Source organism: Alcaligenes sp. RM2 (assembly GCF_052931795.1).
On the sequence record NZ_JBRFIO010000001.1, the window covers coordinates 746,114 to 760,859 of the forward strand.

The window sequence follows — 14,746 nt, forward strand, 5'->3', positions numbered from 1 at the left end:
CCGCTTTGGCGGGCTCTTTGTCTGGCTGCCCTGTGCAGCCGGGCAAAATTGGCCAGCCGGTTTCGTCAAGAAAAACACCACAACCCGGCGCATTCCTTCCCGAATCTGGCCAGCCTGATCATGCTCAAACGAATCAAGTAAGAAAAAGAAGCCCCGATGTTGCACAGGCTATGATTAGTTTGCTGCTTTAAGGGGCGTTGTTGTCTTGGGACAGCCTGGCGACAGAAAAAGAACGTTTGTCCCGCGGCTGGGAAGAGAACTCACGTTTAGCTATACGGGAACGAAATGATTGAATTCCTCCAAACCCTGCATTGGGGTTCACTGTTTCAAATTGTACTGATTGATATTTTGCTCGGTGGCGACAATGCCGTCGTGATCGCACTTGCCTGTCGCAACTTGCCCAAGCAGCAGCGCATGCAAGGCATTTTGTGGGGGACAGCAGGCGCAATTATCCTGCGTGTAGTCCTGATTTTCTTTGCTCTGACCTTATTGGATCTGCCGTTTTTGAAAGTGGTGGGCGGTCTTTTGCTCTTGTGGATCGGGATCAAGCTGCTGATGCCGGACGACGACGCACACGGCAATATTCAAGGGGGCGGAACCGTCTGGGCTGCCGTCAAAACCATCATCATTGCCGATTTCGTGATGAGCCTGGATAACGTGATTGCCATTGCCGGTGCAGCACAAAACGCGCACCTGGATCATCAACTGGGCTACGTGATCTTTGGTTTATTGCTAAGTGTCCCCATTATTGTCTGGGGTAGCACCCTGGTTTTGAAACTGATCGACCGTTTCCCTATTGTCGTCACCCTGGGCGGTGCCTTGCTGGGCTGGATTGCAGGCGGCATGCTGGTCACGGACAAGATTGTGGAAAATCAATTTGGCGTGCAGCCCCAGCCTGTTAAACTCGGGGTCGAGATTGTTTGTGCCTTATTAGTGGTGGCGCTGGGCAAATGGCTGGCGCACCGTAAAGGTTCTACCAAGGAAGCTTAGTTCTATGGCAATTTTTAAATCCTCCGACGCCAAAGGTCAGGAAAGCGGTTTGTCCCTGCTGCAAGGCTTAGGGATCCTGGCCATTATCGGTATTGTTGCTGCCGCCATCGTGCGCTATTTTGCTGCATGACCGCTGTGGCTTCTACTCCTCAGGAATTGGTTATTGCCACTCGTGCCAGTCAACTGGCCTTGTGGCAAGCCAAGCATGTTCGCGACCTTTTGCAGCAGCTGTACCCGCAGTGCAAGGTATCCTTGCTGGAAATGACAACCCGTGGTGACCAGATTCTGGATCGTACGCTGTCCAAAGTGGGTGGCAAGGGCCTGTTTGTCAAAGAGCTGGAAACCGCCTTGCTGGATGGCCGCGCCCATCTGGCGGTGCACTCCCTGAAAGACGTGCCGGTGGTGTTGCCCGAGTCCTTTGACCTGCCCATCATCATGGAGCGGGACGACCCACGCGATGCTTTTGTTTCCAATACTTATCCCAATCTTGCGGCTTTACCTGCTGGTGCCATCGTAGGCACTTCCAGTTTGCGCCGCGAGTCTCAGATTCGAGAGCGCTACCCGCACCTGGACATCCGTCCCCTGCGTGGCAATGTCCAGACCCGTTTGTCCAAGCTGGATCGTGGTGATTACGACGCCATTATTCTGGCTTCGGCTGGTTTGCGTCGTCTGGAATTGGCCGAGCGTATTCGCGATTACATCTCGACCGAAGACAGCTTGCCTGCCGCCGGGCAGGGGGCCTTGGGTATCGAGATCCTGAAAACTCGTACCGATGTGGCTCAATGGTTGGCGCCTTTGGCGCATTCCACCAGCCACGTATGTGCCTTGGCCGAGCGCGCCGTATCGCGTGCCTTGGGTGGTTCCTGTCAGGTGCCATTGGCGGCTTATGCCACCCTGAATGGCGAGGAGCTGAGCCTGAGCGGCCTGGTTGCCGAACCTGATGGCTCCACGGTGTACCGCGCTCACATCACGGGTGCGGCCAAATATGCGGAAGCCTTGGGCCTGTCGCTGGCGGAAGATCTGAAGCAGCAAGGTGCTCAAGCCATTCTGGATCGCTTGCTTACGGAACAGCCCGCAGAAGGCGAGTAAAGCGGCATGAACCTGCCCAGTGTATTATTGACCCGCCCCGCGGGACGGAACGAAACCCTGTCGGCTGCCTTGGCCGCGCAGGGTTTTTCTTCCTTGCTTATGCCCGCCTTGAGCCTGGAAGCGCAAAACCTGTCCGAAGAACAATGGCAAGATCCCAAGGATTTTGACCTGGTGCTCTTTGTAAGCAGCAGTGCGGTCAATTTTTACTTTGCGGCTTTGCAAGCGCGCGGCCAACGCTGGCCTGACAAGGTATTGCTGGCTGCTGTTGGTTTTGCTACCGCCGCCTGTTTGCGCGCCCAGCCGGGCGTTTCCCCAGATGCCGTACTTCACCCTGAAAATACGGATTCCTTGCAGGACTCAGAGGCTCTGTGGGCGGTGCTGGAGCCTCGACTGGCGCAATTTGAGCGGGTTCTGATTGTGCGCGGTCATAGCGGTCGTGAATGGTTGGGACAGCAGCTGGAAAATCACGGTATTCAGGTCCAGCGCCTGGCGATTTACCAGCGTAGCCCCGCCCAGTGGAGTACAGAGCAGGGCCGTCAAATTCGTGACAGTTTGCAGGCGGGCCGTCTGGCCGTGTTGCTCAGCAGTTCTCAAAGCGCCGATGCGGTTTTCGCCAATGTACAAAGCCTGGGTTTACTGGATGTTTGGGCGCAATGTGCCTATGTGGTCATACATCCGCGTATTGAAGAACATTTACAGTCCTTATTGTTGCAGGCTGGAATCGCAGCGCCACCAATGGTAAAAAGGTGTACGCCAGACGATGATGACATTGTCGCTGCCTTGATGGCGGTGCTCTCGCGCGATTAGCCTCACACGGATTACAATCTTGCCATGAACGATAAAACAGAGAACGCATCCGCAAGCGAACCGGAGACTCCTATTTCCAGCCCAGCCAATACAGCGGCTCCTCGTCCGTATTCCGAACCCAAAGACAGCACTACTGCGCCGCAGAAGCGTAAAAGTGGCGCGGGTCCGGCTTATGCTTTGACGGCTGTTGTGGTGGTGCTGGCCGCTGCCGGTCTTTGGTACCAGAATTCATTGCTGGAAAAGCATAAGGCCGAGCTGCAAGCCCAGCTGGCAACCAATATCAACACCACAGAGCAGGCGCGCCAAACCGCGCAGCAGGCCCTGGCCCTGGCGCAGCGTCAATCCGACAAGCTTGCCCAGCTGGAAAAATCCTTTAACGATTCCACCGAACAGTTTCATGATCTGAGCCAAGCCTTCCAGACCATGACAGACAGCGGGTCGGAACTGGTTTTGCTGAACGATATTGATCACCTCGCTACGATTGCGCAGCAACAGTTGATGCTGGGTGGCAATGTGGCCAATGCCATCGTTTCTCTGGAAGCTGCTCAGGCGCAATTGGCACGGGCCAATCGCGTCGGTCTGGCTTCCTTGCAACAAACACTGAATGGCGATCTGGAACGCCTGCGCGCCGCTGCCACGGTGGATGTGGCCTCCTTGTCGCGTCAACTGGACACCTTGTCGCGCTACATCTCGGAAGCGCCTTTGCTGGTGCCGGATGACGTTGCCGGTGGTGCGAATACTGAAGCGCTGGACTTGCAGCCCGACGTTCAGGAACCGACAGAACTGGCCGCTGATGCCCCTTGGTGGGAGCGCAGCTGGAATACGGTGGAACAGTGGGGTAGCAGCGCCTGGCGCTCGGTCAGCCACGATCTGGGGCAGTTTGTCTCCATCCGCCGTGTCGACGATGCCGCCGCCTTGCTGATGTCGCCGGATCAGGCTGCCCGTCTGCGAGAGAACCTGCGTCTGCGCATTATGGCCGCCCAACTGGCCATGATGATGAACCAGTCCGCCGTTTGGCAGACCGAGCTGAATGCAATAGCGACAGCGCTGGAAAAACGTTTTGATACGCAGTCCGGTCAGGTTCAGCAGGCCTTGCGTCTGACACGCCAATTGCAGGACACCCGCATCGGTGCTCGTTTGCCTACCGTGAATAACACCTTGGCGGCTATTGAAAGCCTGCGTCAGGCTCAGGCCGGTCGCAGTCAGGATAATGCCGACGACACCAAGACCGAGCAGGGCGATACGGATCCTGTTTTGTCCGACCCTCCTCAATCCACAGAGCCTGCCAGCCAGGAGGAGCCCGCTGCTCCTGCTGCCGAACAGACTGAGTCTGCGACTCCCGCTCAGTCCGAGACGGAACAGCCCGCTCAGGCGCAGGGGTAAGGTATGCGTACTTGGTTCTGGACTCTCATCTTATTTATCGCCGCAGTCGCGCTGGCTCTGGTCTTGCGTGAACACGCCGGTAACGTCTATTTAGTCACGCCGCATTATTTGGCGCGCGCCTCGCTGACTTACGTGGTTCTGTGCACGCTGGGGCTGTTCATCGTGCTGTACGTACTGCTGCGCCTGCTGGCCTGGTTCAGCGATGGTCCGGAGCGTTTCCGCCTGTGGCGTGGTCGTCGCGCTCAACGCCGTGACCAGGCTTTGCTGGAAACTGGATGGATCAGCATTCTGGAAGGTCGTTACGAGCAAGCTGAAAAAGACTTGATGAAGCTGATGAGCAAAACCCGCTCGCAGTCCAGCAAGGTCGTGGCAGGTTTGGCAGCAGCGCGTGCTGCGCATTATCAAGGTCAGATTGCTCAACGTGACGAAGCCTTGGCCGCCGCTCGTGCTGCCGCTGGCGATGATGCTCGTTTGAAAGAGGCCAGTGCCGTGGCTTCGGCCGAGCTGTACCTGGATCAGAATCGTACCGAAGAAGCCATCGAGCTGCTGCAGGATTTGCAGGATGCCAGTTCGCGCCACTTGCACGCCACTCGTTTGTTGTTGCGCGCCTATCGTCAGCAAGGTAATGCTGAACGTGTTTACGAGTTGACCCGTTTGCTGGTGCGCCGCAGTGGGATCGAACGTCAAGAGGCACTGAACCACATCGAATTTGCCGCTGCTGCTCGTTTGCGTGTGGGTGGTGCTGAACAGTTCAAGGCCTTATGGTCGGATCTGAAGTCCGAAGAAAAGATCCTGCCCGGCGTCGCGCTGGAAGCTGCCCTGATTCAAGAACATGAAGGTAATTACGAAGAAGCCGGTCGTATCCTGGAGCCTGCGATTGCAGTCAGTTTCGACAGCCGCTTGCTGGAAGCCTACGCCCAGTGCCCACCTGAATATGTGGGCCGCCGCTTGGCCAAGGCCGAAGAGTGGCTGCGCAGTCAGCCCAACAATCCGGTCTTGCTGTCCACCTTGGGCCATCTGTGCCTGACCAGCCAATTGTGGGGGCAGGGCGAGCATTACCTGTTGCGTAGCCTGAAAATCCAGGGCGATCTGCGTAATCATGCTTTGCTGGGTAATCTGTACGACAGCCTGGGTCGCCACGACGAAGCCGTCTCTTACTGGCGCAAGGCCGCCTCCATGGCCGGCACCTTACCGATTCTGGCGGTCAGCACGGCTTTGCCAGCAGCGGATACTCGTCATGACCCTAGCCATACCGATGCGGACAGCCTGCCATCGCAGGATGACGACGATCTGCCGCATTACACCTATGCCGCCAGCGTCGTGGCCGAGGACCTGCCAGATCAGGGCCGTCCATTGCCTGTGGTGGCCGAGCCAGTGCCTCCTGCTGCCACGCCTTCGCAAGACAGCTTGAGCTCCTCTTCGGATCTGGATGATTACTTTGATACGGCTCCCATCCCTGGGGTCGATCTCTCTCAAACTTCGGATCGTCCTCGACGCTCCAACGATTAATTTCTTTTATTTTTAAAGGTTTGCACGAATGAGCCTCGCCCAAGTACCTGCTGGCAAGAAACTGCCCGACGAGATCAACGTAGTCATCGAAATCCCCATGAACTCGGACCCCGTCAAATACGAAGTTGACGAGAACGGCGTGGTTTTTGTGGACCGTTTCATGCTGACCGCCATGCACTACCCCTGCAACTACGGCTACGTTCCACAAACCATTTCGGACGATGGCGACCCGGTTGACGTGCTGGTGATTGCTCCTTTCCCAATCCAGATCGGTGCCGTGATTCCTTGCCGTCCTATCGGCGTGCTGCATATGGACGACGAAGGCGGTGGCGATGCCAAACTGCTGGCCGTGCCTACCGACAAGCTGTACCCCCTGTACCGCAACGTGAAGTCGCCTGAAGATCTGCAGCCTGAAGAGCTGGAGCGCATCAAGCACTTTTTCGAGCACTACAAAGACATCGAAAAAGGTAAATGGGTCAAGGTCAAGGGCTGGGACGGTATCGAAGCTGCCAAGAAAGAGCTGGTAGACGGTGCCAAGCGCTTTGCTGACGGCCAGGCAAAATGAGTACCGTCATCCCCGCACCCGCCGTTGCGGCTCTGAACGTACAGGGCAGTGAGCAGGTTTTTCCTGTACGCCGCATTTACTGCGTCGGCCGCAATTACGTCGAGCATGCACAGGAAATGGGCTTTACCGGTCGCGAAGATCCTTTTTTCTTCTGCAAACCGGCGGACTCCATCTTGAACGTGCTGCCCGGCCAGGTCTGCGACATGCCTTATCCCTCTCGCACCCAGGATCTGCATCACGAGATCGAACTCGTCGTGGCTTTGTCCAAGGGCGGGCGTGATCTGACTGTGGAGCAGGCTGCTGAATGTGTGTGGGGATACGCGGTGGGTCTGGACATGACCCGCCGGGATTTGCAGACGCAAGCTAAAAAAGCTGGTCGTCCCTGGGAAGTGGGCAAAGCCTTTGACCACTCCGCGCCGACCGGCCCTCTGGTCCCACGCAGCCGTATTGGCGAGCTGTCCCAAGGTGCTATCACCCTGGACGTCAACGGCGAGCGTCGCCAGACCGGCGATTTGAATCAGCTGATCTGGAATGTGGCTGAGTCCATCGCTTACCTGTCGGGCCTGTTCGAATTGTTCCCAGGCGACATCATTTTCACGGGAACCCCAGCCGGTGTCGGCTCGGTGGAACGTGGCGATGTGATGCACGGGGCGATCGACGGTCTGGGTAGCATAGAGGTGCGTCTGGTCTAAACCATCGGCTTGAAGAAAAAATCGCCTCCAGGCGTAATGCCAGTCAGTTAACACTGACTGGCATTTTTATTGGCCGTGCAGTGAGCAAGTTGTTTTTTGGGGTACGCGGTCACTACTCATGAGTAACATGCTTTTCGGGGCGTAATGAGCCCATAGGTATTAAAGCCGGACAAACCCATCCCGCTCGGCTTTTGCGAATATTCTGGCCCGCTGCCAAGGGGCAGACTGTGAACTGACTTTTGGGAGATTCCAATGAGACAGTTCATCAGACGGCAGCGCGGCCAGGGCATGGTCGAGTATTTAATTATTGTGGCTTTGGTCGCGGTGGCGGCTATTGCCGTTTATCAGTCCTTTGGTCAGGTGATTCGTAATCAGACCGCGGCCATGGCCAAGGAACTGGCGGGGGAGGATGGCTCCGAGCAGACTCAGCAAGCGCAATCTGCCGCTTCTGCTGCTGCGGCTCAAGGCAGTGCCAAGAGCCTGAAATCCTTTACGGGCAATGCGCAATGAGGCCGCCCAACCGACCACAAGAGGGGGCGGCGTTGGCCTGGGGGCTGATCGCGCTGGCACTTCTGTCTGTCGCCTGGGGCGGCTACTTTCATGTGAACCAGATTGCCGAGCAGCAAGGGCGTTTGTCCCTGGTGCTGGATGCGGCTGCCTATGGTGCGGCCACCGAGCAGGCACGTACCTTGAACTTGCTGGCTTATATCAATCGGGCGCAGTTGGGGCATCAACTGGCTTTGGGTCATTTATTGACCTTGGCAACATGGGACAGGGCAGCGCAAACCCAGTCCGGGCAAGCGCGTAGGGCGAATCCGCCTGTGCACTTGGTCGCCATGATGTTTGGTCCTGCACATGGACTGGCGTATACCCAGGCGCGATCTGCTGGAGACAATCAGCAGGCTTTGGAGCAGGCTTTCCAGGCCCATCAGCGTTTGATTCAGGACGTGCTGGCGCAGGCCCAAGAGCAATTGGTAGAGGGGTTACCGCAACGGCGACAAGCCATTATTCAGGCGACCTTGGATGGCAGTTTGCCGGATTGGCCGGCTCAAGCCATTCGCTGGCAGTTTGAGCAGGACGGCTGGCCGCAGTTTCTGTTGCTACAGTCCGGACAAGCCCAATGGCAGTCGGGCTTGGCGCATCTGGTGTCTTTATACGGGTTTCTGTCCCCACGGGATTACGAGGCTCGCTCTTATCCCGGTGTCGATCGGCGTTGCCCTTTGAGGCAGCATCGTTTGCGTCGTGCTGGTCGTACCGAGTTTGACCGTTCGGGCCGCTGGCATTCCAACGATACGCAGTCCATGCATATGGTTCGCTCCAACCGTTGGATAGGCTGTTATTTCCGTGAATATGCCATGGCGTGGGCCTTGCAAACGCCAACTCATGCGTCCGGAATTGATGCGCCAGACGACTTTTCAGGGCAGAGCTTCTGGAAGTGGGCGCTGGAGCAGGGCAATAGCTCTTTGCTATCGGCTCAAGGCAATACAGTGGTGCAATCCTGGGCGCGGCGAGATGCCAGACCCTGGAGTCAAAGGTCATGGGTAGACGGGTATGCCTTGGCTGATTCTGAAAAGAGAGCAGGCCCCGATCTGGTGTTGACATTACAGGCTCAAGGCCATTGGGGACAAACCGTTCATACACGGGCGGCGGCGCAATCATTTTTCTCCCTGCCACCGGATAGGGCAGATTCTGGTGTGGATGCCAAGCCCAGCCTGTTTTTGCCCTTTTGGCAGGCACGGCTGATGGATGCAGGAGGCCGCCAATTATGAACACGCGACAAAAAGGGATCGCACTGGTCGAGGCCTGTTTGCTGGGTGTGGTGTTGGGCCTGATGGTGATGGCGGGACGTTGGCTGATGCAGCAGCAGTATCGCTTGCAGCAAATGCAGCAGAGTACACACTTGAGCCTGTTCACGCACGATGCCCATGGCAAGCCAGTTCGAGCAGCGAGCAGCCCCGTTCAAGAAGCAGTACCGACCCGTTTTTCGGAGTCGCCGATAGCGACAACCCAGCCCTTGCAATGGGAGCTTTTGAGCTTGCGCAGTGGATTCTGGACGGCACAGTCGCGTGTTTCCATTCCGTGGCCGCGTTGGCTGGCAACTCTGTCCATCAAAACACAGTTGCAGCGCCAATCCCGGCTGTGGGCGGCTGCGGGGCAGGCTAGCAGTACACAACAAACACGTCAGCGTCTGGAAAACAGTACGACTGCTTGGGGTGAGGCCATGGCCTCAAGCCGGCCCGCTGCCAGAGAAACGATACGGCAGGCAGGGCCTATGGACGCGGCCTGGGGGCGGACACGAGCCGATTTGGATTGGCTGAGCCGGTGGCAGGATTACGTGCCGGATCATGGCCCCAAGGAGCGACCATGAGACAGCTGCTTGCCTTGATCTTGCTGTTTTTCTTGATGTTCAGCCCTTTGCCGGCCAAAACGCGGCCCTTGCTCCTACCTTTGCAGGACTCCCAAGTTCAGTGGGGTCAAGGGCAAATGGCACAGACCGATGTTGGACCTGTGTATAGCTGGGGACTGAGCACAGACCTGGATGCGCAGACTTTGGCTTCTCGTTTGGAGCCATTCTGTGGAGCTCATTACGGCGCAATCAGATTGGAAGGGCAATGGGTATTTCTGCGTGCCAAAGATGGCAGGAATTGCGTTTTGTGGTTGGAGGATATACAGGCCTCGACCTTGTCGGGTTTGTTAAGTGTTTCCGAACACAGTCAGCCTGTTTCCCCCTCATCGGTTTGGTCAGCGCCACCCGTTGCTGGTGCCGTCCTGTGGCAACACGAACAGCCAGGGCAAGTGCAAAGCTGGCTGTTGAAGGCCGAGCCTGGATGGCGAGCCGATTTGCGGCGCAAGGACTGGGGAGCCGAGGCGGGCGAGCGTTATTGGCGCAAAGGCCCGGCCGAACTGGATGTCATGGAGCTGGAGCATGAGCGGCAGCGCTACTTGCTCTTGATCTGCCGTGCCTGTGGAAAGGAGGCCTCATGATACGGGCGAAATTCTTGTGGCTATGCCGTCATCCCAGCGCAGGGTTTGGCCTGCTGGCCTTGGTGGCTGGTTTGATGGCCGCCGGGACCAGCAGCCGTTACTTGGACCGGCAGGAAGAGGCTCTGCGGCAAGCGGCGCATCGTGTGCAATTGGATAGGGTGGTAGCCGCCTCCAGTCTGACAGCGGGGACGGTGTTGCAGGCGGAGCATTTGGCCGCCCGCGCCTTTCCTGCTGAACTGGTGCCTAGTGACAGCTGGGATGTAGCGCAGTTTGAGAGTCTGCTAGGGCAAGTGCTCAGCCAGCCTTTGCGGGCAGGGGATTTGATCAGCAAGGCGCATGTGCAGGAGGTCAGCAGTCCATTTTCACAGCAATTGCTCTCTGGCAGGCGTGCCCTGACTGTGCCGGTGGATGCGATCAGTTCGGTGTCGGGGTTGATCCGGCCAGGAGATCTGATCGATATCTATGTCAGTTTTGATGATCGGCAGCGGCGGGTAACGGCCCCCTTGCTGCAGTCTGTTCTGGTTCTGGCGACCGGACAAAGGTCGGGTGAAGGCTCGACCACGGCCAGATTGGATCAGGACGTCTACAACACCTTGACCCTGGATGTAGGCCCGGACGATGCCTTGAAGTTGCTGGCAGCCAGGCAACATGGACGCATCAGTGCCTTGCTGCGCAATCCGGATGACCATACACCCCATCAGGCTGCCGTGCGGGGTGAGCTGGCTGACATTCTGGGTCTGGGGCCGGGTGCAAGGCCCAAACAGCCTGTACAAGTTTTGTACGGCAACAGACCGGCAGGGCAACTTGGCCAGACAGAAGTGGAGCGTCTGGGTTGGCTGGATATGCCGGACGGCTTTTCTGTGGGGCAGCAGCCATGAGCAAAAATCGCTATTGGTGTAGGCGGGCCGCTGTGAGTTTGCTGTCTGGTGCCCTGTGTAGTGCAACTTTGCAAAGCCAGGCCCAGGGCTTGGGGCTGCAAGTCGGTGAGTTGATGGTTCTGCCTGACACGCAGGTGGAGCGGGTGGCTGTCGGCGACGGTGATATTGTTCACGCTGTCACCACGGAATCGGGCGAATTGATTCTGTTTGCACGCAAGACGGGCAGCACGGTGGTGCAAGTCTGGTCCCATTCCGGGCAAAGCCAGTCCTACCAAATTGAGGTGTCGCCAGAAAATCATAGGCAAACCTTGGCGGAGCTACGAAGTTTGCTGGAACGCATTCCCGAGTTACGCATCAGCGAACTGGGTGGCAAGCTGGTGCTGGAAGGAGAAGGTTTAAGTGATCAGGACAAGCAACGCATTCAGGCATTAAGTCAGGAGCATCCTCAATTGCTGGATTTCACGCAGCAGGACGGTTGGGAACCGATGGTCTTGCTGGATGTGCAGGTAGTGGAGGTGCCGCGCAACAGTCTGCGAGAGCTGGGAGTGCGTTGGGATGGGAGCTCTCAGGGTGGTTTGAGTATGGGCGGTGCCTGGGATGCGGCTACTCATCAGTTTTTGGACAGGCCAGGTGAAGCTGTTTTGCCTTTGGCGTTTCCTGCCAAGCAGGGGGCAGCATTCTTTGGTGTTGGCGCCTTGATGTCTGCTCGCGTTCAGGCCATGGCACAGGAAGGACATGCGGTTGTACTGGCGCAACCGCAGCTATTGGCACGCAGTGGTTCTCAAGCCGAGTTTCTGGCCGGGGGCGAGCTGCCTTACACCACCACGGACGACAAGGGAAACAGCAAGACCAGCTTCAAGCCTTACGGTGTGTCGCTGCGCATTGTGCCGCGAGTTGAGCGTGGCGGGTTGGTGCGTTCGCAGATCGAGGTGGAGGTTAGCTCCGTTGACGCCAGCCTGTCCCAACCCGCCGGGCCGTCTTTGAAAACCCGACGAGCTTCGACCGAGTTCAATGTCCGTTCAGGACAAACGCTGGTGCTGGCAGGGTTTATCTCGCGTGAAGAATCTCGGCATGTGGATCGTCTACCGGGATTGGCCAGTTTGCCAGTGCTGGGCGCCTTGTTTCGTTCCGAACGCTTTGCCCGACAGGAAACGGAGTTGGCGGTATTTGTGACGCCGACTTTGGTGGCGGCAGAGCATCCTGATTTGCTGGCTCGGCAGGCGAATGCTGCCCAGTGGTTGGATCAAACCTTTCCTGATGCTCCGCGCTTGAATACACCTGTGCGTGCCATCCCCAAGGGAGCAGGGCGAGGCACCTGGTCGCAATGGGTAGAACCTGATAGTGAGGTATTTCGTGTTGAACCTTGAGCTTGAGTCGGAGCTGGGGACGACGCGCCCCTGCACGGTCAGTTTGCCGGCCTTGATAGGGCGTGACCCGGCCTGTGATGTGGTTCTGCCGTCCTGGCGTATCGCGCGCCAGCATGCCAGTTTTCTGAAGCGGGCGGGGGCGGTGTACATCCAGGATCATGGCTCTTTGACGGGCGTTCAGCTTAATGGCAAACGGGTTTATGACGATGGGCCTTTGCGCTTGGGCGATGTGCTGGTGCTGGGAGGGTTCAAGTTGCGCATCGTCGGTTTTGGGCAGAAGGTTCTGCCCAGAGTTGACATGGCCGCTTCGGACTTGGGAAACCCACCGGAAACCTCAACACCGCAGTCCTTTACGAGGGAAGAACCGCGTCAGACACCACAGGGTGAGCAAGGTTTTTTCCCTCCTGGGCAAGCTGATCTTCCGGTATCCGATAGTGCTCTGTTCAGACAGGAACAGCAACGCCTGCATCAAGCCTTGTTGAGTGCGTTGGAATTGGAGCGTCGAGACCTCTCCCGCGTCACAGACAGACAGTTGAAGCAGGAAGCCTTTGATTGCTTGGGTCGTTTGATCCAGGCCCAATGTGCTGTCCCCAAGCATGAGCAAGCCAGCCTGCAAGCCAGTGTTTGTGCCGAGGCGGTGGGTTTGGGCCCTCTGGAGCCTTTACTGGCTGATACCTCGGTTTCGGAAATTATGGTCAATCATTATGATCGGGTATTTGTTGAGCAGGCGGGGCGGCTTCAGGCCCATCCCCTGGTGTTCAGCAGCGAGTCGGCCTTGCGGGCGATTATTGACCGCATCCTGGCTCCCTTGGGTAGACGGCTGGATATCAACTCGCCCGCAGTGGATGGGCGCTTGGCCGATGGCTCGCGTTTTCATGCGGTACTGTCGCCCATTGCGGTCAAGGGAACCTGCGTGACCATACGCAAGTTCCCCAAACGACGCCTGGGGCTGGAGGATCTGTTGCAGACGGGCAGTTTGTCGCCGGAGATGGCCGCTTTCCTGCAACAGGCGGTGCAGCGACGCTGCAATATTCTGGTTTCGGGTGGAACCGGGACAGGCAAAACGACGTTGCTGAACGTGCTTAGCACCTGCATTGATTCAGGTGAAAGAATCGTGACCCTGGAAGACGCGGCTGAGCTGCAGTTGCAGCACAGTAATTGGGTGGCTTTGGAGTCCCGACCCGCGAATGCAGAAGGTCAGGGGCAAGTGGATATACGGAGCCTGTTACGACAAGCCTTGCGAATGAGGCCAGACCGGATTGTGGTGGGGGAGTGCCGGGGCGCAGAAGCTTTCGATATGTTGTCGGCCATGAACACCGGCCACGAAGGCTCGATGGGGACCTTGCATGCGAATACGCCTCGCGATGCTTTGTCCCGCCTGGAAGGGATGGTGTTGATGGCAGGTCTGGATTTGCCTTTGCTGGTTGTGCGAGAGCATATCGCGCGGGCTTTGCACATTATCGTGCAACTGAGCCGCTTGCCTGATGGCAAGCGTTTGGTGCACGAGATTGTGGAGGTGACCGGCATCGAGGCGCAGCGTATTCAACTGCAAACCTTGTACCGCTATCGCCCGGAGTTCGGTTTTGCCGCCAGTGGCTTGCGTTCCGAACATGTTTCGTCTGCAGAGAGGCAATCATGAGATTTCTCAGTATTTTGCTGATTGTCTTGGGTACCACGGCGTTGGCCTATGTATTGCTACGTTCAGGACAGCGTCTTGCCAAGCGTTATAGGCAGCAACTGCTCAGGCAGTCCGAGCAGAGTTTGCAATCACATTTTGTATTTGTGCGCAGTCAGTATTTGGCTTTTGGGGCCTGGGCTTTATTGCCCCTGATCTTTTTGACGGCTTGGTGGCTGATGCAGTCGTTCTGGCTGGCAGCGATGGTAGCCCTGCTGGCTGCAGTCACGCCTTTACTGGTTCTGCGCTGGATGGGACAGCGGCGCTTGGCAAGCTTGCGACGACAGTTGCCTGACTTTGTTCTGTCTTTGGCCTTGAGCCTGCAAGCAGGTTTGGCCTTGCAAGCGGCTTTGCAGCAGCTGTCTCAATCTTTGCCTGCGCCCTTGGGGCAAGAGCTGCGTTTGCTATTGCGTCAGCAGCGCTTGGGGGTGAGTGCCAAGGACTCGTATCAAGACCTTCTGGATCGAGTGCCGGTGTCAGAACTGGCCATGTTGTTCAGTGCCTTGCAGATGGGCCAGAGCACGGGGGCTGGATTGGGGGAGCGTTTGAAAATATTGGCGCAAACCATTCGGGCGCGACTGACCATCGAGGACAAGATTGTTGCCTTGACCACGCAGGCCCGTTTGCAGGCGCGCATCATGTTCTGCTTGCCGGGTTTTGTGGCGGGCGCCTTGTACCTTCTGGATGCCACGGCATTTGAGCAGGCCTGGTTCAACACATTGGGTGTTTGGGTGGCGGGGGCGCTAGTGGCCATGCTGCTGATGGGGCTGTGGTGGATGCAAGTGATCCTGCGAGGGGAGGGGTGA

16 protein-coding genes are annotated in these 14,746 nt (G+C 57.4%); all 16 read left to right on the plus strand.

The window, feature by feature from the left end; all coding sequences use genetic code 11:
* The first annotated feature begins 285 nt into the window (after positions 1 to 285).
* The 16 genes from ACU6HM_RS03395 to ACU6HM_RS03470 all read left to right on the plus strand — a co-directional run bounded on the left by ACU6HM_RS03395 (position 286) and on the right by ACU6HM_RS03470 (position 14,746).
* Complete coding sequence (locus tag ACU6HM_RS03395) at positions 286 to 990, plus strand: TerC family protein (RefSeq protein WP_009461786.1); 705 nt, start codon at positions 286 to 288, stop codon at positions 988 to 990.
* A gap of 4 nt (positions 991 to 994) precedes the next feature.
* A complete protein-coding gene (locus ACU6HM_RS03400; RefSeq protein WP_003799533.1) occupies positions 995 to 1,120 on the plus strand; it encodes a hypothetical protein in 126 nt (41 codons plus the stop codon).
* On the plus strand, positions 1,117 to 2,079 hold the full coding sequence (gene hemC / locus ACU6HM_RS03405) for a hydroxymethylbilane synthase (RefSeq protein WP_446763343.1): 963 nt from the start codon (positions 1,117 to 1,119) through the stop codon (positions 2,077 to 2,079). The genes ACU6HM_RS03400 and hemC overlap by 4 nt, the downstream gene beginning before the upstream one ends.
* Before the next feature lie 6 nt (positions 2,080 to 2,085).
* A complete protein-coding gene (locus ACU6HM_RS03410) occupies positions 2,086 to 2,886 on the plus strand; it encodes a uroporphyrinogen-III synthase (protein ID WP_250755812.1) in 801 nt (266 codons plus the stop codon).
* 24 nt (positions 2,887 to 2,910) lie between these two features.
* Positions 2,911 to 4,269, plus strand: a complete 1,359-nt coding sequence (locus tag ACU6HM_RS03415) for a uroporphyrinogen-III C-methyltransferase (RefSeq protein WP_369326924.1) — start codon at positions 2,911 to 2,913, stop codon at positions 4,267 to 4,269.
* A 3-nt stretch (positions 4,270 to 4,272) separates the two neighbouring features.
* Positions 4,273 to 5,778 carry a heme biosynthesis HemY N-terminal domain-containing protein gene (locus ACU6HM_RS03420; RefSeq protein WP_250755809.1) on the plus strand — a complete coding sequence of 502 codons (1,506 nt, stop codon included), beginning with the start codon at positions 4,273 to 4,275 and terminating at the stop codon, positions 5,776 to 5,778.
* A 28-nt stretch (positions 5,779 to 5,806) separates the two neighbouring features.
* On the plus strand, positions 5,807 to 6,343 hold the full coding sequence (gene ppa / locus ACU6HM_RS03425; RefSeq protein WP_009462201.1) for an inorganic diphosphatase: 537 nt from the start codon (positions 5,807 to 5,809) through the stop codon (positions 6,341 to 6,343).
* Positions 6,340 to 7,035, plus strand: coding sequence for a fumarylacetoacetate hydrolase family protein (locus ACU6HM_RS03430; protein WP_009462199.1), 696 nt, complete (start codon positions 6,340 to 6,342; stop codon positions 7,033 to 7,035). Before ppa ends, ACU6HM_RS03430 begins: the two co-directional genes overlap by 4 nt.
* 252 nt (positions 7,036 to 7,287) lie before the next feature.
* Complete coding sequence (locus ACU6HM_RS03435) at positions 7,288 to 7,545, plus strand: hypothetical protein (RefSeq protein WP_009462197.1); 258 nt, start codon at positions 7,288 to 7,290, stop codon at positions 7,543 to 7,545.
* Positions 7,542 to 8,804, plus strand: coding sequence for a hypothetical protein (locus ACU6HM_RS03440; RefSeq protein WP_446763344.1), 1,263 nt, complete (start codon positions 7,542 to 7,544; stop codon positions 8,802 to 8,804). Before ACU6HM_RS03435 ends, ACU6HM_RS03440 begins: the two co-directional genes overlap by 4 nt.
* Positions 8,801 to 9,403, plus strand: a complete 603-nt coding sequence (locus tag ACU6HM_RS03445; protein WP_254499141.1) for a pilus assembly protein TadE — start codon at positions 8,801 to 8,803, stop codon at positions 9,401 to 9,403. Before ACU6HM_RS03440 ends, ACU6HM_RS03445 begins: the two co-directional genes overlap by 4 nt.
* Positions 9,400 to 10,020, plus strand: a complete 621-nt coding sequence (locus tag ACU6HM_RS03450; RefSeq protein WP_250755804.1) for a hypothetical protein — start codon at positions 9,400 to 9,402, stop codon at positions 10,018 to 10,020. The genes ACU6HM_RS03445 and ACU6HM_RS03450 overlap by 4 nt, the downstream gene beginning before the upstream one ends.
* Entirely contained in the window at positions 10,017 to 10,898 is an 882-nt protein-coding gene (gene cpaB / locus ACU6HM_RS03455; protein WP_009462189.1) for a Flp pilus assembly protein CpaB, read from the plus strand. Before ACU6HM_RS03450 ends, cpaB begins: the two co-directional genes overlap by 4 nt.
* Complete coding sequence (locus tag ACU6HM_RS03460) at positions 10,895 to 12,265, plus strand: type II and III secretion system protein family protein (RefSeq protein WP_439108638.1); 1,371 nt, start codon at positions 10,895 to 10,897, stop codon at positions 12,263 to 12,265. Before cpaB ends, ACU6HM_RS03460 begins: the two co-directional genes overlap by 4 nt.
* Positions 12,255 to 13,904, plus strand: coding sequence for an ATPase, T2SS/T4P/T4SS family (locus ACU6HM_RS03465; protein ID WP_446763345.1), 1,650 nt, complete (start codon positions 12,255 to 12,257; stop codon positions 13,902 to 13,904). The genes ACU6HM_RS03460 and ACU6HM_RS03465 overlap by 11 nt, the downstream gene beginning before the upstream one ends.
* Positions 13,901 to 14,746 (plus strand): type II secretion system F family protein, encoded by an 846-nt coding sequence (locus ACU6HM_RS03470; protein WP_254499145.1) that lies wholly within the window; start codon positions 13,901 to 13,903, stop codon positions 14,744 to 14,746. Before ACU6HM_RS03465 ends, ACU6HM_RS03470 begins: the two co-directional genes overlap by 4 nt.